This is a genomic window from candidate division Zixibacteria bacterium HGW-Zixibacteria-1, assembly GCA_002838945.1.
Taxonomy (GTDB): domain Bacteria; phylum Zixibacteria; class MSB-5A5; order GN15; family PGXB01; genus PGXB01.
On sequence record PGXB01000007.1, the window covers coordinates 1 to 20,547 of the forward strand.

Annotated in this window: 15 protein-coding genes and 1 tRNA gene; 8 read left to right on the top strand and 8 right to left on the bottom strand. The window is 48.9% G+C overall.

Annotated features, from left to right (window positions below; all coding sequences use genetic code 11):
- Positions 1–117 precede the first annotated feature (117 nt).
- Entirely contained in the window at positions 118–3,069 is a 2,952-nt protein-coding gene (locus tag CVT49_04285) for a hypothetical protein (GenBank protein PKK84192.1), read from the top strand.
- Between the two features lie 76 nt (positions 3,070–3,145).
- On the opposite strand, the gene priA is transcribed toward CVT49_04285, so the two are convergent.
- From priA to CVT49_04300, 3 genes are all read right to left on the bottom strand, one after another.
- Complete coding sequence (gene priA, locus CVT49_04290; protein PKK84193.1) at positions 3,146–5,542, bottom strand: primosomal protein N'; 2,397 nt, start codon at positions 5,540–5,542, stop codon at positions 3,146–3,148.
- A 55-nt stretch (positions 5,543–5,597) separates the two neighbouring features.
- Positions 5,598–6,983: a hypothetical protein gene (locus tag CVT49_04295; GenBank protein PKK84194.1), complete on the bottom strand. Its 1,386-nt coding sequence runs from the start codon at positions 6,981–6,983 to the stop codon at positions 5,598–5,600.
- 90 nt (positions 6,984–7,073) lie between these two features.
- Entirely contained in the window at positions 7,074–8,432 is a 1,359-nt protein-coding gene (locus CVT49_04300; protein PKK84195.1) for a DUF4139 domain-containing protein, read from the bottom strand.
- A gap of 208 nt (positions 8,433–8,640) precedes the next feature.
- Here CVT49_04300 and CVT49_04305 point away from each other — a divergent pair, with 208 nt between their 5' ends.
- The 6 genes from CVT49_04305 to CVT49_04330 all read left to right on the top strand — a co-directional run bounded on the left by CVT49_04305 (position 8,641) and on the right by CVT49_04330 (position 14,922).
- Complete coding sequence (locus tag CVT49_04305) at positions 8,641–10,038, top strand: hypothetical protein (GenBank protein PKK84196.1); 1,398 nt, start codon at positions 8,641–8,643, stop codon at positions 10,036–10,038.
- A gap of 288 nt (positions 10,039–10,326) precedes the next feature.
- Complete coding sequence (locus CVT49_04310) at positions 10,327–10,830, top strand: hypothetical protein (GenBank protein PKK84197.1); 504 nt, start codon at positions 10,327–10,329, stop codon at positions 10,828–10,830.
- An 80-nt stretch (positions 10,831–10,910) separates the two neighbouring features.
- Positions 10,911–11,942 (top strand): hypothetical protein, encoded by a 1,032-nt coding sequence (locus tag CVT49_04315; GenBank protein ID PKK84198.1) that lies wholly within the window; start codon positions 10,911–10,913, stop codon positions 11,940–11,942.
- Between the two features lie 18 nt (positions 11,943–11,960).
- On the top strand, positions 11,961–13,829 hold the full coding sequence (locus CVT49_04320; GenBank protein PKK84199.1) for a hypothetical protein: 1,869 nt from the start codon (positions 11,961–11,963) through the stop codon (positions 13,827–13,829).
- A gap of 40 nt (positions 13,830–13,869) precedes the next feature.
- On the top strand, positions 13,870–14,118 hold the full coding sequence (locus tag CVT49_04325; protein PKK84200.1) for a hypothetical protein: 249 nt from the start codon (positions 13,870–13,872) through the stop codon (positions 14,116–14,118).
- 174 nt (positions 14,119–14,292) lie between these two features.
- Positions 14,293–14,922 (top strand): hypothetical protein, encoded by a 630-nt coding sequence (locus CVT49_04330; protein ID PKK84201.1) that lies wholly within the window; start codon positions 14,293–14,295, stop codon positions 14,920–14,922.
- Between the two features lie 148 nt (positions 14,923–15,070).
- Here CVT49_04330 and CVT49_04335 read toward each other — a convergent pair whose 3' ends face one another.
- The 5 genes from CVT49_04335 to ispE all read right to left on the bottom strand — a co-directional run bounded on the left by CVT49_04335 (position 15,071) and on the right by ispE (position 18,472).
- On the bottom strand, positions 15,071–15,745 hold the full coding sequence (locus CVT49_04335; GenBank protein PKK84202.1) for a 50S ribosomal protein L25: 675 nt from the start codon (positions 15,743–15,745) through the stop codon (positions 15,071–15,073).
- A gap of 33 nt (positions 15,746–15,778) precedes the next feature.
- Positions 15,779–16,723 (bottom strand): ribose-phosphate pyrophosphokinase, encoded by a 945-nt coding sequence (locus CVT49_04340; GenBank protein PKK84203.1) that lies wholly within the window; start codon positions 16,721–16,723, stop codon positions 15,779–15,781.
- Positions 16,724–17,145: 422 nt separating this feature from the next.
- Positions 17,146–17,217, bottom strand: a tRNA-Gln gene (locus CVT49_04345).
- Between the two features lie 2 nt (positions 17,218–17,219).
- Complete coding sequence (locus CVT49_04350; GenBank protein PKK84204.1) at positions 17,220–17,492, bottom strand: hypothetical protein; 273 nt, start codon at positions 17,490–17,492, stop codon at positions 17,220–17,222.
- 26 nt (positions 17,493–17,518) lie between these two features.
- Entirely contained in the window at positions 17,519–18,472 is a 954-nt protein-coding gene (gene ispE / locus CVT49_04355; GenBank protein ID PKK84205.1) for a 4-(cytidine 5'-diphospho)-2-C-methyl-D-erythritol kinase, read from the bottom strand.
- A gap of 144 nt (positions 18,473–18,616) precedes the next feature.
- Here ispE and CVT49_04360 point away from each other — a divergent pair, with 144 nt between their 5' ends.
- Positions 18,617–20,545, top strand: coding sequence for an aconitate hydratase (locus CVT49_04360; protein PKK84206.1), 1,929 nt, complete (start codon positions 18,617–18,619; stop codon positions 20,543–20,545).
- Positions 20,546–20,547 lie beyond the last annotated feature (2 nt).

Sequence of the window (20,547 nt, forward strand, 5' to 3'; positions counted from 1 at the left end):
CGGCGCTGGGCTATCGCACGCCAAATCAAATGGCAGAAACCTATAATTTAACCACGAGGACTCTCTTAGAAAAGGCTTGCTAAATGGGGAGCATTACACAGGGACGATATTAAACTCATGGGAATCAGAATGAGACAAATAATGAGACTATTTCATGCCCCCGTATTGCTGTTCTTGCTTTTTCTCGCTGCCATAAGCCCGACCTATGGCCAGGTCAGTTTTGGCGGCAAACCTGTCAGCTTCGAACGAAAAGTCCGGACCGAAATCCAAAAAGTGACCACGCCGGCGGTTGACGTTCAGGCCCTTCTGGCTCAGGATGACATCGAAGAGGCGGAGGGAATGCCGTTTCGATTCGGTGAACCTATCGAAGTCGATTATGATCTTATCAATTCGGGAACGTGGGAAGAACTTCCCGACGGCTCCGGCCTGTGGCGATTGGAAATCCGGTCGGACGGGGCCTATTCACTGAATTTGATTTATGATCGGTACTGGCTTCCGCCTGATGCGAAATTATTCATATATAATGAGGACCGCTCGACGACCATTGGCGCCTTTACCGAACAGAACAACAAGGAACACGGCCAATTCGGCACGGCGCCGGTGCCGGGTGATATCTGTATTCTGGAATACTTTGAGCCTGCCGGCGTACGCGGGCAGGGCGAAATCGCCATCTCACGCGTGGTCCATGCCTATAAAAATATTTTCGATTATAGTACCACCAAGGAGCTTCTTGATTTCGGCAGTTCCGGTTCCTGTAACAATAACATAAACTGCCCGGAGGGTGAACCCTGGCAAAGCGACAAAAGATCGGTGGCCATGATCCTGACAGCTTCGGGATCGCGTATATGCACCGGCACCCTGGTTAATAATGTGCGGCAGGATCGGACGCCGTTCTTCCTGACCGCCGAACATTGCCTCGGCGGTGAAGAAACCTGGGTCTTCATGTTCAATTACGAGAGTCCGACCTGTGAGAATATCAATGGCCCGACCTGGATGACTGTCTCCGGTTCGACCCTTCTGGCCAATTACGGCGGCTCCGACTTTGCCCTTTTGATGCTTGATGAATCACCGCCCGATTCTTACTACGTTTACTATGCCGGCTGGTCAAATGTGGATGTCGCCTCGCAAGCCTCGACCGGAATCCATCACCCCAGGGGTGATATAAAGAAAATTTCATTCGATTATAATCCGGTAACCTCGGCCAATTATCTCACTACCAGCGGCACCACTCATTGGCGGATCGGCTCATGGGACGACGGCACCACCGAACCGGGCTCCTCCGGCTCGCCGCTATTCGACCAGAATCATCATGTCGTCGGCCAGCTTCACGGCGGCTATGCTTCATGCACCAGTATCACATCCGACTGGTATGGGAAGTTCTCGCTCTCCTGGACCGGCGGCGGGACCCCGGCCGCTCGTCTGCGCGACTGGCTCGATCCTTACAGCTCCGGCGCCACGACTCTGGATGGTTATGATCCGTTTGCAACTGTTGTTATCAGCCATACCCCGCTGGGCAATACCAGGGATACCGTCAATGATTACGAGGTCGTTTGCACCATCACTTCGAACGCCGATTTGATTGACGATTCACTGCTTTTATATTATGAAATTGCCTCAGTATGGAATACGGAATTGCTTTTGCCGACCGGAATAAACAACCAATACCATGCTTTTATCCCGGCTCAGCCGGCTGGAACGGCTATTGGCTATTATCTGTTTGCAAAGGACAGCGCCAACACCGCCGATACCACCGGAATTTATACTTTCAACGTCGAATATTCACCGGAAATCGCGGTTTCACCACTGTCCATTTCGCACACTCTGCCGGCCAATGATTCGACCACCGATGAAATAATAATTGAAAATACCGGTGAGGGTTTCCTTGATTACACGATCGACGTCGAGATGCTGATTGCGGTCAACCCGTTTTATGATTCCCTGGCGGCGGCCGATTTGCTCGCGCCGGCGACACGCGTTTATCCCGAAGGATTCGATGACAACTACATCGACGTGAAGGGACTCGAGGATTACCGAATTGGTTACACGGTTGATAAAAACGCCGGCGGACCCGACCTGTTCGGATATTACTGGATTGACTCCGACCAGAATGGCGGCCCGGTCTTCAGTTGGATGGATATCTCGGCCACCGGCACCGATATAACCGCCGGGTTCGACGATGACAATTTCACGGGGCCGTTTGAGATCGGTTTCACTTTCCCGTTTTATGATGATAATTATACTCAGTTTTATGCCGGATCAAATGGATTGATCGGTTTCGACACGACCAATCTGAAATCCCGCACCAAGGTGGCCATTCCCAGCGGAAATACGCCCAATGCCTTTCTGGCCTGGCTGTGGGATGACCTCGACATAACCAACATAAATAATCCGGGCGGTCAGGTTTTCATGCAGTCCGACGGAGAAAAATGTATCATACAATTCGTAAATTATCCCGAGTACAACGGAAATGCCGGTGATGCCATCAACGCGGAAGTGATCATGGAATCTGACGGAACCATAACCTTCCAATACAACAGCATCGCCGCCGGATTTGATGTCGCTTCATGCGCGGTTGGAATCGAAAATCAGGGCGGAACCGATGGCCTCGAAGTGGCCTACCTTACGCCCTATTTGAGTGATGGTCTCGCCATCCGTTTTGACCGGCCGAAGCAATGGCTGATTCTTTCGAAATTCAGCGGCTCCATCGGAGCCGGTCTCGCCGATACCGTTTTTTGCATGATATCTTCCGTCGATCTCGATACCGGGTTGTACAATTCCAATGTTCTCATCTCCAATAATGACTCTGACCCTGCCGACACCCTCTGGCCGGTGCCGGTGATGCTGACCGTTACCGATATGCCGTCGTACATGTGCGGTGATGTCGACGGCAATTTGAGCATTAATCTTCTCGATGTCACCTATTTGATAAGCTATCTGTACAAAGGCGGCCCGCTGCCGATTCCTGTCGAAGCGGGCGATGTCAATAACAGTAACTCGACTAATTTACTTGATGCCACCTATTTGGTAAGTTTCCTGTATAAAGGCGGTCCTGCTCCGACCTGTCCATAGGTTTACCCCGTTGATACAATTAAAAAAGGACAGCTATAACAGCTGTCCTTTTTTATAAAAAATAATAATGTCGCTGCTACATCATATCATAAGGATCAATGTCGATCGTCAACCTGATCGAAGACGGCAGGCCGTAGTTAGCTTCGGCCTGTTCCCAGGTCCCGAGAAAACCAATAAATTTCAAAATCGACTTGGTCTTCACGAACATGTGGCGGCGGTACATTCCGCGCAGACGATACAGCGGGCACGGCGCCGGCCCGAGGATTTGAACCTTGAGACCGACCTCACTCAGTCTGGCCTCAAGCCTATCCTTGAATCCAAGCGACTGTTTTATGGCGGCATCTTCCTTCACTGATGCGAACCTGAAATTGATAATATGCGAAAACGGCGGATACAACAACTCCCGACGTGATTGAATCTCCCGGGCATAAAATGATTCGTAGTCCTGCCGTGCGGCATCATCGATAAGGTCAAGTTCCGGCCTGAATGTCTGGATAACCACCTCACCCGGAATGATCCCGCGTCCGGATCGGCCCGCCACCTGTATTAATTTCGCAAAGAGTTTTTCCGAGGCCCGGAAATCCGGCATATCCATCCCGATATCAGCCATCAAGACACCGACCAGCGAAACGTCCGGGAAATCGATCCCCTTCGTAACCATCTGCGTCCCGAGTAACAGGTTGTACTTCTTTGATGCAAAGTCGGATAATATCAAATGCGCCCTCTCGCGGCCGGAAGCACTGTCCGAGTCGAGCCGAACGACCCTCGCCTGTTTGACCAGCTCTCCGATCTGATCCTCGATTTTCTGCGTTCCTGTCCCCAGATATACAAAATGATCCCCGCCGCATCCGGCGCAGATATTATACCCCGCGTTGATATAGCCGCAGAAATGACACATCAACCGATTTCCCGATTTATGATAGGTCAGGCTGATATTGCAGTGCGGACATTCGGGCGTGTGGCCGCAGTCGGTGCATTTTATTCTGGGCGAGAATCCCCGGCGGTTAAGGTACAAAATGACCTGCTGGTCCTTATCCAGCGACTCCCTGATCATTCTCAGCAACGGGTGCGTAAAAAAGGGATTGTCCCTGACCGGCGGTTCTTCGCGCAAATCAATCAGCCGCACCAGCGGTATCGCTGCCTCTTCCGGGCGACGGGTCAGTTTCAGAAGGCGGTAGCGGCCCTGCTCGGCATTGTAAAAGGATTCCACCGAGGGTGACGCCGAACCCAGCACGACCGGTACTCCGGCAAGCTTGGCCCGCATCACGGCTGCATCCCGCGCCTGGAACCTCGGCGCCGGATCATCCTGCTTATACGACTCATCATGTTCTTCATCGACAATGATCAAGCCCAGATCGGGCAGCGGTGCAAAGATGGCCGACCTTGCGCCGATAACTATCCGGTACTTGCCGCCCTTGATATTCTGCCAGACCAGCACTCTCTCCCTTGCACCCAGGGCCGAATGAAGCAGGGCGATTTCGTTGCCGAAAAAGCTCTTGAAATAACTCAAAAGCGTCCCGGCCAAGGCTATTTCAGGCACCAGAACGAGAACCGTCTGCTTCCGTTCAAGGATCTTTCGGGCAGCATGACAGTACACCAGAGTTTTGCCTGATCCGGTGATTCCATACAGCAGAAACGGGTCAAACTTGCCGGATGCCGCCGTAATCGCTTCGATGGCCGCCGTTTGCTCGTCGGTCGGTTTTATTTTTTCGATATCCGGGCGCGGCTTGAAATACGCAAAAAGATCCGGCATCCCATAAACAGGTTTAACGGCTCCGCAATCAAGAAGCTTTTTAAAACGATACTCGCTGATTCCGGATGAAATAATATCGGACTTGTTCAACAAATGATCCGAAGCACTGATCTTATCAAGATACCCGGAGACATCTTTCTCCGCTGACAGAGCACTATCTATTTTATATCCCAGCAAAAGTCCGGAAATGACCCCAGACTCATCCACCCAGCTTGGCCTAATTCCACCCTTATCAAGCAGTTTCTCAGCTGCACCGGGCACCATTTTTTCCAGCAGGGTAATATCACGAGGCCGCAGGGATGATTTCTTTTTTAATGATTCCCTTATTTTTTCGGGAATCTGCAATTCATCAGCCGCCTCAATAAAATATTCGGTAATGATATAATTCGGCTTCTTTATTTTTCGCATATCGGGCGGAAGCGCCGCATTGAAGACATCGGCCGAATTAACATAATAATACGAGGCCATCCATTTGAGGAACTTGATAAGCTTATCATCGAAGAGAGGCTGGGGATCAAGAATCTCCGTTACATTTCTTAGCTTCGCTTCCGGTTTTTTTGTCGCCGTTTCGATAAAATACCCGATGGCGCGGCGGCGCCCGAAAGGGACTATGACTCTTTGCCCCGGCTGAAGCGGTCTTTGCGCCTGTTCCGGTTCCAAATAGGTAAACAACCGGTTGGGAGTATTCGGAACGGCAATGTTTAGTAATTGTTTTGTCATCGGAAAAAAAAGGCAGGTCGCGTTAGACCTGCCTTGTTGTTTTATCTAAAATCAATTAAAGATTCTCAAGTTCGGCAATCTTATCCCTGGCCTCTTTGGCTTCTGTCTCCTTGCCCGCCGAAGTATAAAGATCAACCAGAACGGTCCAGACCTTTACATCACTGGGATCGATTTCTGCTGCTTTTTCAAAAGGCGTCAGGGCCTCGTCGAATCGCTGCAACTGGATCAGACAATCTCCCATGTCAATCCAATGTTCTTTGCGAAACGGCTCAATCTCGGCGAGTTTTTCGAAGACGCCCAGAGCATCATCATATTTGCCGCGAATCATGCTGATAATGCCGAAATTGGTAAGAGCATCCATATTTTCAGCGTCCAGGTCCAGACCCTTCTTGAAATAAACCGATGATGAGTCGAACATGTTATCACGCATCTTGATATTGCGTTCGGCCCCCTTGCCATCCGCAAGATCCTGATAATACTTTACGGAATCCGAGAAATCGCGGGACTTGACCAGCCAGTACTTGCCGATATCGATAAAAGCCACCGCATCGTTGGGATTTGCCTTGAGCGCCATCATATTATATGAATAGGCGGAATCATAATTCTGAAGATTGTTATAACAAGCAGCGATATTCATCATTGTGGTAGCATCATCAGGAATCAACTCAACCACTTTGTTAAACCAGGTTACGGCATTCTGCCAGTCACGATTCTGAATAAAGGCATAAGCGGCATTCATGGCCATATTGGCCTCACCCGGCTTCATTTTACTCGCTTCGATAAACCAGACCGCCGACGAATCAAATTGATCGTTACGGTCAAAAACAAGCCCCAGTCCTTCATAGCATTGCGAACTGTCCGGAATAACCAGAATAGCCGACCTGAAATACATGGCCGAACTGTCGACAGCCGCGGCCCTGGCCGCGATTGCCGCCTCTTTTGAGGTCTCATCCACGGCATTGTCTATGTCTGTCTGATATTTTTCATCAAGGTTACCCAGGATTTGAACCGCATTATTATAATTTTCGCGCCAGTAATAGGCCTTGATAGAATCGACTCTTTTGATAAATTCGCTGCAATTCTTTTTCCACTTCTTCTTTATATCATTATCGCCGCAGGATTCAAAAAGAGAATCATAATAAACCGACATTGTATCCAGAAAATCGATTTTCTTGCGAAGATCATATTCCCGGCTGGCGTACTCGCTGAAAATATTGCCTTTATAATAGTAAGCTTCCGGATGCGGCCCATGCAGCGATAATACCTGATTGCAGAGCTCTAGCGCCTCCTCGATTCGGGGCGGATTGGCATATAGAGCGATTCTGGCCGATGACAACAAGGCCCCTTCGCTTTTGACGGCCTCTTTCCTTTGTGCCATTGCGGGCAGGGCCAAAGCTGTCAATAAAAACAGAACCGTCAGATATCTAAAATATTTCATCATTTCCTCCTGTTTCACAATTGCCGGTTACCTTACAACATAGTTTGCGAATTTAATATCTTTTCATAATTATGTCAACCCCGTACATTTTTTTTATCTCGAAGTCCTGACCATGTATTTCACGACCTCCTTGCCGTCCGCCTTGACCGGCACTTCGAAGGTTAACGTGTTGGCATCCTTCTTCTTGAACTCATGGCTCGACTGCGTCACGTCCCAGTCGCCATAAAGTTGTTTTTCAATTATTATTGAGACGTTTTCTTTCTTGTGATTGCGCAATTCAATCTTATATTCACGTTCATCTATCTGCGGAGAAATTCTATTATAACCAAGCACTGTTTCTTCGGCCGAGATATCAAAAGCATAACCGATCGTGAGCTTAACTTCTTCGTCCCGCGGCGTATGATCGATATTATCTTCACCGAGAAGAACCATCGAGCCGTCGTCATCGGCCTTAAAAACCCTTGTCCGTCCCGCCGGCAGAGGAATTCCCAGTCCGGCCTCTTTGGAATTGGTGAACTTTATGACAACTTTGACTTTTTTGGCATTAAATGCCGGCTGATAATAATACTCCTTTTTGATGGTGGTGGAAGCCGGCTCGAATAGGGCGATCTGCTTTATCTCATTATCAGCAATGGTCGCTTTCCGCGGAAGTGTATACATATGATACTCGAAAAATTCCTTCTCTTCAAAACCGGCCGCGGAAGACTTCAACATGACGGCTTCATCAGCCATACCCATCGGCGCGCGCATGCGGGGCGTCGGGGCACGGTGAATATCACCCGCAATTAATTTTAGCGTGGCATTTTTATAAGTCGCCCCCGACCGATTATTGATTGACGACCAGCCGGTCAGATCAAGATTCTTCTCGTCGCCGGAAAGAATCCCCACATATTCGGCATTCCAGTCGATCCCGCTGGTCTGGTAACTGACTTCGCAGTCGGCCTTGCCCGAAAAATCGGAATCGTAAAGCCAGAAAAGTGTCGGCCGTGTGATCAACCCTTCGGGGAGTTCGGGGAAATTGGCATTGACAACCTGTTCCACCCGGACAATCTGGACCTTGCTGTTATCTTCCCTGAGAACAAAGGCCCCGCCGGAGAATGATAACAGCGTTCCGCTGAAAATATTGCCCGATTTGTCAAAGAGATCAATCTTCTTATCAATATATTTGGAATATATTTTTTCCGGCGAAACCAGGTCATAGGCGTAATTCTGCTCAAGGATGACCGCCGATTTGCCCGGATCGGACATTTCGAATCCAACTGAAGTCGGATCAATCTGTGATGGAACATCGGTAAATGAAACGCGGCCGCTTCCCTTTTCGAAATTCAGGGTTCGGGTTTCATGCACCACACCCAGATTACTATTATAGACAGTGACCGATATCTCATCAGCCACAACTGTGCCCCAAATCAATGTTCCCGCAAGCAGGAACAGAAGAGCTGTTCTTCTCATAAATGCCTCCTCTTTCTTTTATTTATACAATGACGATTGTGAAAACTTCCGATACAATCAACAAAAAACTCCATCAATAAACCTAAGCTGTTATGATTGAACTGGATAACCCACCCCGTCAAACATTGACAAAACTTGGAACCTTGCCGGAAATAGGTGGCTCGACGCCCTTCTTAATTATATTTCTCCCGTGCCGATAACCTCTTATATGGAAAGAAGTTGTCCCTCCAGAGTAATAGTCTTTGGAGCCAGACTGTTTCTTGATGAATGGGAACGTCTGCGCTCACCGGATTCTCATCAGGATAGCAGTGTCACTTTACAGGATACGGCCGCCATACCGGATACGGATTATTCCGGCAGCACCGCCTTCGTTGATCTGGATGATGAAAAATTCCGCAGCCCCGAATTTCTGAAGGAACTATCAACATCCTTCGAAAAATTGCAAATAATCGGTATTTCCAAATCCATTTCTCCGAATCAAACCATTGAAGTCGCCAGGATGGGCGTTTCTGAAATCCTGACCCGGGACCAATACCAGACACGGGTCTCATCCTATGCCGAGGCGCCTGCCGCCACTGATCCCCCGCCTGTTCACACAGCCGGGAATCAATATACCCCGGCATCGATCATCGGGATCTCCCCTCGAATAAATGAGATCAAACAGATAATCGATAATCTCAGCGATGTCGATTATCCCAATGCCATCCTTTTCGGGGAGACCGGAACCGGGAAAGATCTGCTGGCCAAGGTGATGCATTATTGTGGCGTCAGGAAAGACAAACACTTTATTGAAGTCAATTGCTCGGCGATACCGGATGAACTGTTTGAATCCGAACTGTTCGGACATAAAAAGGGATCATTTACCGGCGCCAAGTCCGATAAAATCGGCTTATTCGAATTTGCCGATAAAGGCACTATTTTTCTGGATGAAATCGGCAACCTGACTATATCGGCGCAGGCCAAGCTGCTCAAGATTCTGGAGAGCCGCAAGCTGAGACCTTTGGGAGGGGTTGAAGAGAAAGATATTAATGTCAGGGTGATTGCGGCCACCAACATTGATCTTGAGGAAGCGGTAAAGCAAAATCGATTTCGCCAGGATCTTCTTTTCCGGCTGAATCTGATAGCCATACACCTGCCACCCCTGCGAGAGCGTATTGAAGATATCAGCGAGTTGGCCTATCACAATTTTGACTTTTATCGCTCATTATATAGTAAGCCGGATTTAACCATCAGCGATTCAGCCATAAAGAAACTTCTCAATCATAAGTGGCCGGGCAATGTCAGAGAATTAAGGAATGTTATCGAGCGGGCCGTCCTGCTTTCGACCGGCAATAAGGTCGATGCCGAGGAAATAAGTAGCGCCATGCGAAACGGCCGTGAGAAAATCAGGGAAAGACGCAATATCGTTATCGAAATCCCCGAGCATGGCATTCCGCTTAAATCAATTGAGCGCCAGGTGGTTGGTGAAATCCTGAACATGGTCGAGTGGAACCGTTCCGAGGCCGCCAGGATTCTGAATATATCACGGGCAAGGCTTCGCAGGATCATGGAAGAGAACAATCTTGAAAAGGATCGTCGCACTTGTGTTGCTCCTGGCACAAAATAGACCACCCATCATTATCACTCATAAGTCGTTATCAATCAATTAAGTCAATTCTATTTTAGAATATTTGTAAAAAAACCGACTGGTCCATTCTATACCGGTCGATCCGATTTGTGACTGATTCCGGCTATTTGCGAACACCTCATAGCATCCCGTAACTCTTTGCCAGTGAAAAAGTTGTCTAATATTATGCGGGACCGGCATAAGAATTGAATATGTATTCTGATACAAGAACGAAGATGAAAACCGAAAGGAGAGAGTATGTCCAAGGTTAGAAACTTCACGTCAGTCATGGCACTCCTGGCCGCTCTGTGCTTTGTCGGAATCATGGGTTGTTCGCAATTACCGACTGCGAACGATGAACCGGTTATAGCCGATAATCCAATTCTGCTAACACGCGCCGCTTCGGCCGCCAAAATTCTGGGCGATTCGGCCTATGTGGAAACCATCATATCCGCACAGCTGGGCGGTGTCGTCAGCCTCATTGATGTGGAACTGTCTTTCCCGCCCGGGTCTCTGAACAATGACACTTTGATTTCTATTGCCATCCCCGACCTCTTCGTTTTCGAAAATCACTTCGGAACCGACGGTCTGGTATTTAATATGCCGGTCAAGGTTGTCATGAGTTATCGCGACGCCGATCTTACCGGAATCGATGAAACCTCGATCAAGATGGCATGGTACAATGACTCGTTCGATCACTGGGACATTATTGATTGTGAAATCAATTTTGAAAACAAGACAGTTACGGCATTTGTCAATCACTTCTCTGCTTACGGACTGATTTCTGACTAAGGAGACTGAACCGGTTAACAAAACGGTAACAGGTGGTAATTAATATGAAGACCAGTGCAGATCGAAAGAGAGGTGATCGTATGACCCACAGCGCACAGCAACTGCTCGAACTGGCCAGGGACTGGATGAAGCAGGGCAACATTACGATTGCATTTCAATTGCTCAATGATGCACTCAAGCGAAAGGAATCCTCAGAGGATAAAGTCATCCGTGGCGAGATATCCAAAGAAATCGGCCGGATTCATATGCAGACCGGTGAATGGAGCCGGGCCGAAGACGCTTACAATCAGGCGACCTCATTATTCCTTGACCAGGGTTACTTCAAAGGTGCGGCCGAATCAGTCCGGAATCTCGCCAATATGAAATTCCAGCTCGGGCAATTCAGCGATTCGAACTCTCTGTGTGAAAAAGCCGTCGGTTGGGCGACTCATTCCGGCGACTTTCAACTGCGCGCCACCATACTTAACACTCAAGGAGCCATCAAATCAATTGAAGGCAAACAGCATGAGTCGATTAAGATATTTAAGCTGTGTTTATCCGATTTCAGGCGATCAGGCAACAGGCTCAGAGAAGCCTATGTCCTTCATAATATCGGTCTGGCTTATCTGGAAATAAGCGAATTTGCAAATGCGTCCACAGCGCTCGAGGAAGCCCTGTCTCTGGCCCTGGAGAGCAAAGATGCCACACTGGTGGAACTTTGTTATCAGAACATGGCCAAACTACACTTGCGACAGGGCGACGCCGTCGCGGCACGGTCACTGATCAAATCGGCCGGGGAATTGCTTGAAACGCTCAAATCCCCCAATCTGGCGGCAGATCTATCCATAATCGAGGCCGTGGCGATGAGGATGACCGGCGACCTGACCGGAGCCGAAAATATTCTGGAGCAGACCCTGGTAAAAGCGCGCGAACACGGCCTTTTGCAGCACGAAGGTGAAATCCTTTATGAAGCCGGATTGGTGGCAATTGAACGGGGGCAGGCCGAAATGGCCCGCTCGCGCCTGGAAGCGGCAATAACACTTTTTAAGAAAACCGGTGGTGCACAGCTTGAAAAAGCAATAAACAAGCTAAAGGTTTTGGAAGCTTCGGCGAAACATTCACTAAGAATCTAATTTCAAAGGGTGAAGGCAATGGTGCAATTGGACAACATTCGGGCACAGGAAAGCGGAAACGGCAACTGGAATGACACTCTGTCCGAGTTTCTCAGCCTGGCCCGCACAGCCATTGCCGAATTCGATTATGAACGCGCCCTTAGACACCTCTCGACAATGGAGGAATTGTGCGAGCGCAAGGGGCTTCCGAATGATTCGCTGGAACTACGCTATGAACTGCATAGCGAAAAAGGGCGGGCTCTTTCCAAAATGGGGCGATACTCTGAAGCGGTCGACGAATACCAGAAACTGCTTGAATTCTGCCAGAATCATAAACTGGTTGAACAGCGGGTCGAAGTCTTTCTCGAAATCGGTCAGCTTCTGGCTAAAACCGGAGAGCATGACCGGGCCCTTGGCTATGTCCATCGCGCCCTTTCGGGTTACCGCCGGCTGAATGACTCCAACGGAGTCTGCCGGAGCCTCCGGAATCTGGGCGTCATCTATATCGAACTTGGTGAGTTCGATGACGCCGAGACCGTTTACGAGGAGGCCATTGGAATCTCGCTCGAGAACAATTTCAGACTTCTCTACGCGGACCTTCACAATAATCTCGGGACCATCAAGAACATCAAGGGCGACTGGAAAGCCGCTCTTGATTGCTATTACAGGGCAAGAGAAGTATATGATCAGGAAGGTGAAGTCAGAAAAAGCGCCTATAATCTGAATAATATTGGAATCACCCTTATGGAGCAGGAGCAGTATGAAAACGCCCGCGACATCTTTCAGTCGGCTCTGGATGTGGCCGGGACCATTAAGGATGCTTCGCTCCTGCTGATTCTGAACATTAATCTGACTGACTTATCATTGAAAATGGGCGCTTTTTCCCGGGCCAAACAGTACCTGGATGCGGCCGAAGATTATTTCCTGAGAAAAAATTTGAAAAACGGGCAATTGGCCGAAGTCGGTAAGTTGACCGGGAAAATTGCCCTGCATGAACAGGACTTTGACAAGGCTCTTGATTGTTTCGACCGGGCTCTGGAACTCTGCGAGGAACTCGGCCTGCAATATCAACAAGCCGAAGTTCTTTTTGAAAAGGGAAACCTCTTTCTTATTACCGAACAGCATGTGGAAGCGCTCCAGGTGCTCGAATCCGCCTTTAAGCTTTTCCATCAACTTGATGTCACCGGGCGCGTCGAAAAAACCGAAAAACTGATCAGCTCTATCGAGGAGTTGTATCTCAGGATTTTTGAGGCTATGGCAGGCAAAGTCGATCAGAAGGATCCTTATACCAAGGGTCATTCCGATCGCGTGGCAAATATTTCTTTGATCCTGGCCCGAAGTCTGGGCCTCTCCGATCATGACATCAAGGCGGTTGTCGCCGGAGCACTGCTGCATGATATCGGAAAACTGAAGACCCCCGACGAGATCCTCAAAAAGACCGGTCGCCTGACCAGCGAGGAATATGAAGAAATCAAAAATCATCCCGATGCCGGCGTTCAACTCCTGTCCGGAATCACCCTTCCCTGGAATGTTATCCCGCTGATACGCTATCATCATGAAAAATATGACGGAACCGGATACCCGACCGGTCTTGCCGGCGAAGATATTCCGCTTGGCGCCAGAGTAATTTGCCTGGCCGATGTCTTTGATGCCCTGACATCGGAACGTCCCTATCGCGAAGCCTTCTCGCCCCGGAAGGCGCTGGAAGTAATGAAATTCGAAATGCTGGCCGCTTTTGACCGGCTCGGGCTGGAAACGCTCGACCGGCTGGTCAACAATGGCAAATTGGATAAAGTCATCAACCGGCATACTGATTCCGACGAGCTCTATAAAATTTGGGCGCAATGCCGGATAGATGCAGGCTATGAAGCCTGTCAGCCTAACGTCGCCGAACATGTTCCGGCATAGCCTTTTTCAGGCTCCGGAATTTCCATAATTACCGATTTTTTTGTCCGAGCCCATCATTTATATTTTGAAGGCCAAGCGCATTTCGAATATATTATCGGATGTGACCAAAAATGGACCCGAAAATAAGACTGATCCGGCCTGCCCCATGCCGTCGAAGTCGGAAACGGTAATTTATATCAAGGAGGGGCAACTCTGCCCCAATTGCCGTTTTGCCAAATTGATTCGGGAACCGGGGCGTATTATCCGCTGCCCGATTTGCGGCTGGGGCAATGCCGCCGGATGCACCTGATAACATTAGGTGCATCGCCGGTCGGCGATCGACCCCCCCTGCAATCACTGTTGACTGACAGGCATAAAAGACTTATCCTCAAATCGTATTTAAATAATTTTGCTTTTCGAGAATCGACTGTTGAGTATAAAATTAAACATCAAAACCGGCGACTTGCTCCTCCCCCCCAATTTGATGTCGCTGCTCCGCATTGCCCTGACCGCTCCGATCGCTTATTTTCTGGCACAAGACAGCGATGCCGGCGCCCTGACCGCCGCTGGCCTGCTTATCGCAGCCGGGGCCACCGATTTTCTGGACGGCCTGATGGCTCGCAAACTGAATCAAATTACCGCCATGGGACACATTCTCGACCCGCTGGCCGACAAACTTCTGGCCATTATATTGATCATCGAACTTATCATCTTCCGGGATTTCCCCATCTGGCTGGCCGTTGCCGTATTTCTCCGCGATTTGGTGATTCTGACCGCGGGCCTTAAAATTATAAGGGGCCGCCATGAAATCGCGGCCTCGAGTCTCAGTGGAAAATATTATTTCGCGTCACTGGCGATACTTCTGGGAAGCTATATTCTTCGTTTTGAGTTCGGCATAAATCTCTTCTTCTGGATCGTCCTGATATTCTTCACCATGTCATCGATCAATTACGGGCGAGCCTTCGCCGCGATCCTGCGCAACAAACGGATTCCGCAATTTAATGACCGGCCGATTTATGTCCGGATCCGGGGGATTCTTAATCTGTCTGTCTGGATCATCTTTCTCTATCGTTTATATACCGATATCCTGTCAAAATTTATCAGTACTATATAATCACTTCTAATGGGCATTGTTAGTATCGCAGCTTTCATAACTCGATAAATATAAGTCTGAACTGAAATCTCTCGTGCAAAAAAAAGACCGCTCATATGAGCGGTCTTTAATTCCTGTTCGATTTGCCGAAATTCTGCAAATAAAAAAACTATTTCTTCTCGGTCTCTTCTTTCTTTTCTTCGCCTTCGGCAGCACCCTCGGCAGCCTCGCCTTCAGCCGCTTCGCCTTCGGCGCCTTCACCGGCAGCCGCTTCGGCAACCTTGATGACTGTCGGCGGAACGACCGTCACAATCGTCCGCACCGGAGGGGTTAGAATATCCACTTTATCGAGCTGTATGTAGCTGACATGAATCGAGTCGCCAATCTCCAGCTTGGAGACATCCAGCTCTATCCTGTCCGGAATATCGATAGGCAGGCAGGCGATCTCGAGATCGCGAAGAATATGCTGCAATATGCCGCCCAGCTTGACCCCCTCGGGTGTTCCGGTAAGGTGCACGCGGACCGTCATATTGAGTTTCTTCTTCATGGAAACCTGATAAAAATCGACATGTTCATACCCGCCGGTTACCGGTTCCCTTTGCAGTTCGCGGATAATGACCTTGCGCGGCTCCTTCTCATCATTCAGATTAAGATCGATCAGTTTACCGGTGCCGCCCTGCGCACGCAGCAGAGCCGCCAGTTCTTTGATATTGATCGAAACCGGTTGCGCTTCCGTCTCCGGGCCGTAAACCACGCCTGGCATCAGTCCTCTTGCTCGCAATTTGCGGGCAGTACCTTTTCCAACGCCGTCTCTTCGTTCGGCAATAAGTTTGATTTCATCCATTTCTATCTCAACCTCCAAATATTTATTTTCATATCAGTCGGGAAAATCGTTAAACAGCGAAGAAACCGATTTTTCACCCGATATTCTCATAATGGCTTCGCCAAAAAGATTGGCGCAGGACATCACCTCAAATTTATCCGTCAGTTTTTTCTGAGGTCCATTTATCGAATCGGAAATAAACATCTTCTTTATAGCCGATTCCTGGATTCTTTCTATGGCATTACCGGAAAGCACGGCATGCGTACAAATCGCCATAATGCTGATCGCCCCGGCATTGGCCAAAGCATTGGCGGCCTGGCACAGAGTGCCGGCGGTATCAACCATATCATCGCGAATTATAATATTCTTATCCTTTACATTACCGATAATATTGACCACTTCCGAAAAATTCGGCGCCGGGCGCCTCTTATCTATAATGGCCAGGTCGGCCTTAAAATGCTTGGCAAAGGCCCTCGCCATTTTTATCGAACCGACATCCGGCGAAACGATTACGAGCGGATCGCACTCAATATTTGAAACCATATCCTTAAAGACTCTGGTCGAATAAAGGTGGTCGTGAGGAAGATCGAAGAAACCCTGAATTTGGGAAGCGTGAAGATCCAGCGTGATAATCCTCTGGGCGCCCGCAGTCGTGATCAGATTAGCCATTAACTTGGCCGCAATCGCCACCCGGGGCCGGTCTTTGCGATCCTGCCGCGCATAACCGAAATAAGGAATTACCGCCGTTATCCTGGCGGCCGAGGCCCGCCGCGAAGCTTCAATGAGCATCAACAGCTCAATGATATTATCCGCCGGAGCATTAGTGGGCTGTATAATGAATACATCGGCCCCGCGGATATTCTCATTAATCTGGACAAATATCTCACCGTCCGAGAACCGCTTTACCTCACAAGCGGCCAGCTCAATTCCAATATACTTGGCAATTTTTTCCGCCAGGGGGCGGTTCGAATTACCGGTAATTAACTTCAACTCAGGCACGGTTCTTCCCCAATTTTTTAAAAACCCGTCTTCTCAAGTCAAGTATTATAATAGAAAACCGAGGTTTTGGCAAATGGTAATTTAAGGGAATATTAATAAATTGGTTCCGGCGCCGGACGCGGTAAAGTGGGAGCAGATTATTGATGTTTGAGCCAAAAGCATTGGCCCTCCAAGAATTACAATCGAATAATCTAAGATCAATATAGTGAAATGACCCTTATGCAAACGGGAATCAATAACCGAGATTCTATAACAGGGGTTGGCGCAGAACGCTTTCACTTTTGGAAGGTATTTGAAGGAATGGACCGATGGCCGGCACATAATATTTTTATAAGCCGGCAGGATTGGACATCTATAAAACTCGGATTACTTTGGGAGAATGACCGCTTAGGCAGACCGACAGGCCAAAACATCCTAATATGCTGGGGTGGCAGGATTCGAACCTGCGAATGCAAGCTCCAAAGGCTTGTGTCTTACCGCTTGACGACACCCCAGTTTAATAGACTTCGGTACGGCTTTTCAATTCCACTTCATAAGCCTTAAGGACCGCCTCCTCGACAACTCTGCGGGCATCGTTATTAACCGGGTGAGCAATATCCTGATGAGTCCCATCGGGTCTCCGACGGCTCGGCATGGATACAAAAAAGCCCCGGCCTCCCGAAATAATCTTCATCCCGCGAATAACGAACATATCGTCGAAGGTTACATTGGCAAAGCCCTTTAATTTGTCTTCGTCGCGTAATATAATACGCACTTCAGTTATTTCCACGGTAAATCCTCCAGCCGACCTAAAAATTAAATAAATCCGTCCCAGGCTGGCAGAGAAATCGGACGCACAAAGAAAATATCCCACTCCCCCTGGGTTAACTGAGAAAAAACCTTCTCATCGGGCTTGTTCCCAAAAAGGCCGAACATTGTCGGTCCTGATCCACTCATTCGAGCCAATAAGGCTCCGGCGGATTTTAACATCCGCCCGATTTGAGTCAGGACAGGGTAGCGGCTGAAATGATTCGTCTCAAAATCATTTCCCAGCGTCATGATCTGTGCGACCAAATCCGCGAAATCACTACAAGCTGAGAACTTAACGCCGGCATCCGATGATGTCAAGCCCAAATTAAGCCGCTCATAACTCTCTTTTGTTGAAACTGCAATTTTGGGAACAACTAATGCAATCGAATAATCAAAAGGCAGATTAATATCCCTTATCTTATCACCCCTTCCGGTGACCTCAGCCTGCCCCGATGAAAAGAAGAAAGGAATATCGGAACCAAGCTCAAGGCCGATTTTGATCATTTCACTGGTATCAAGATCCAATTCGAAAAGTTTATTAATGGCGTATATTGTTGCTGCCGAGTCAGATGACCCTCCGGCCATGCCGGCGGCAACCGGTATGTTTTTCTGAAGAATTATATCGATCCCGCCCTCCGGAACAAACCTGTCCAACATTAGCCGGGCGGTCTTGGTTATCAGGTTCCCATCGCCTGTTGGTACTGCATAAGCACCTTCACAATAAAGGTTTAGCCCCCTTTTATCCCCTTTGGTAAAGGTTAAATTATCAAAGAGGTCTATCGCCTGGAACCACGAACAGATGTCGTGAAATCCGTCGGGTCTCATCCCCAACACATTCAAAAATAAATTAATTTTCGCTGGTGTCCGTAATTTTAGCATGTCCATATCTCTAAGAGTAATATGACGAAGTTTTGATACAATAAAAATGTTCTTTTTTTCAAAAATTCGATATTTTTTCACAATTTACTCCAAAAAAATCTATTTATATCGCCTTTTGCCAAAATATCCCCATTTTTTACTCCAAACAAAATTATTGACTTTTCGGATGCAGTCCGTTTCTTATGTATTCTTGATATAAAAAGCGTCTATTGAAGGAGTTGTAGAATGGGCAAAAACATAACTGAAAAAATCATCGCAGATCACATTGTAACTGGAAAGATGATCCCCGGCGAAGATATAGCCATAAAAATCGATCAAACCTTAACCCAGGATGCCACCGGCACCATGGCCTATTTACAATTCGAGGCCCTGGGTTTAAAAAGGGTCAAAACCGAAGTCTCGGTTTCATATGTCGATCATAATATGCTTCAGGCCAGCTTTGAAAATGCCGACGATCATCAATATCTTCAGTCCGTAGCTTCCAAGTATGGCATATATTTTTCACGCCCCGGCAATGGCATCTGCCACCAGGTACATCTGGAACGCTTCGGTGCCCCCGGCAAAACCCTGCTGGGTTCGGATTCCCATACCCCCACCGGCGGCGGTATCGGCATGATGGCCATGGGCGCGGGCGGACTCGATGTGGCGGTGGCCATGGGCGGCGGTCCCTTCTACCTTAAAATGCCCGAAGTCATCAACATTCGGCTGAAAGGCAAACTCAGACCGTTCGTGACTGCCAAGGATGTCATCCTCGAGGTCCTTCGGATTTTGACCGTCAAGGGCGGCGTCGGCAAAGTTATCGAGTATGGCGGCCCGGGTGTCGCCGGATTGACCGTTCCTGAACGCGCCACGATCACCAATATGGGCGCGGAGTTGGGCGCAACCACATCGATTTTCCCGTCCGATGAAAATACGAAAGAATTTTTGAAATGGCAGAAACGGGGCGATGTCTATAAAAAACTCGAGGCCGACCCCGATGCCGAATATTCCCGCGTGATCGATATCGATCTCGGCAAGCTGGAGCCGCTTATTGCCCAGCCGCACATGCCCGACAATGTTATTGAAGTCAAAAAACTCAAGAAAATAAAAGTTAATCAGGTGTGCGTCGGAAGTTGCACCAATTCATCCCTGACCGATTTGACCCGCGTGGCAAAAATGCTCAAAGGGAAAAAGGTTCATCCAAATGTTTCAATGACCATCTCGCCGGGATCAAAGCAAGTCTTTGAAGCCATCGCCGACAGCGGCGCCCTGGCCGAGATAATCGGTTCCGGCGCCCGAATAATCGAATCGGCCTGCGGGCCGTGTATCGGCATGGGCCAGGCCCCGTCAACCGATGCGGTCTCAATCCGCTCATTCAACCGCAATTTCCTCGGTCGTTCCGGCACCAAGAGCGCTAATGTGTACCTGGCCAGCCCCGAAACCTGCGTGGCGGCGGCGCTTACCGGTGAAGTCACCGATCCCAGGGAACTGGGAAAATATCCCAAAGTCGAGATGCCGAAATCAATCAGGATTGATGATAGTGGTATTATCCCGCCGTCAAAGACGCCGGCCAAAGTTAAAATCATCCGCGGCCCGAATATTGCCGAACTGCCGCTGAACAAAGAAATGGCCGAATCGATATCGGGAGAGGTTCTTCTCAAAGTCGGCGACAATATTACCACCGATCATATCATGCCGGCCGGAGCCAAAGTCCTGCCGCTTCGTTCCAATATTCCCAAGATTTCCGAATTCGTTTATAATGTGATCGATCCCGACTTCCCCAAGCGCGCCAAAGAAAAGGGCGGGGGCTTTATTGTCGGCGGTGATAACTACGGTCAGGGTTCTTCGCGGGAACATGCCGCTCTGGCGCCGATGTATCTGGGTGTCAAAATGGTCGTGACCAAATCATTTGCCCGAATTCACCTCGCCAACCTGATTAATTTCGGCATCCTGCCCGCCACCTTTGCCAATCCGGCCGACTATGATAAGATCGAACAGGGGCATGTTCTCGAAATGCCGGATATCAGAAAATATGTCAAAGATTCGGACACCGTTGAAATCGTAAACAAGTCAACCGGCGATACATATAAATTCACCATCAGCCTGACGCCACGCCAGCGTGCAATTATCATGGCCGGTGGTCTGCTTAACTATACCAGATCTGGAGGTAAATAAGA

Coding starts and splice junctions, on each gene's coding strand:
- CVT49_04285 (PKK84192.1), top strand. CDS start 118: ATGGGAATCAGAATGAGACAAATAATGAGACTATTTCATGCCCCCGTA.
- CVT49_04300 (PKK84195.1), bottom strand. CDS start 8,432: ATGAGAAGAACAGCTCTTCTGTTCCTGCTTGCGGGAACATTGATTTGG.
- CVT49_04315 (PKK84198.1), top strand. CDS start 10,911: ATGACCCACAGCGCACAGCAACTGCTCGAACTGGCCAGGGACTGGATG.
- CVT49_04310 (PKK84197.1), top strand. CDS start 10,327: ATGGCACTCCTGGCCGCTCTGTGCTTTGTCGGAATCATGGGTTGTTCG.
- CVT49_04320 (PKK84199.1), top strand. CDS start 11,961: ATGGTGCAATTGGACAACATTCGGGCACAGGAAAGCGGAAACGGCAAC.
- CVT49_04330 (PKK84201.1), top strand. CDS start 14,293: ATGTCGCTGCTCCGCATTGCCCTGACCGCTCCGATCGCTTATTTTCTG.
- CVT49_04335 (PKK84202.1), bottom strand. CDS start 15,745: ATGGATGAAATCAAACTTATTGCCGAACGAAGAGACGGCGTTGGAAAA.
- CVT49_04360 (PKK84206.1), top strand. CDS start 18,617: ATGGGCAAAAACATAACTGAAAAAATCATCGCAGATCACATTGTAACT.
- priA (PKK84193.1), bottom strand. CDS start 5,542: ATGACAAAACAATTACTAAACATTGCCGTTCCGAATACTCCCAACCGG.
- CVT49_04295 (PKK84194.1), bottom strand. CDS start 6,983: ATGATGAAATATTTTAGATATCTGACGGTTCTGTTTTTATTGACAGCT.
- CVT49_04305 (PKK84196.1), top strand. CDS start 8,641: ATGGAAAGAAGTTGTCCCTCCAGAGTAATAGTCTTTGGAGCCAGACTG.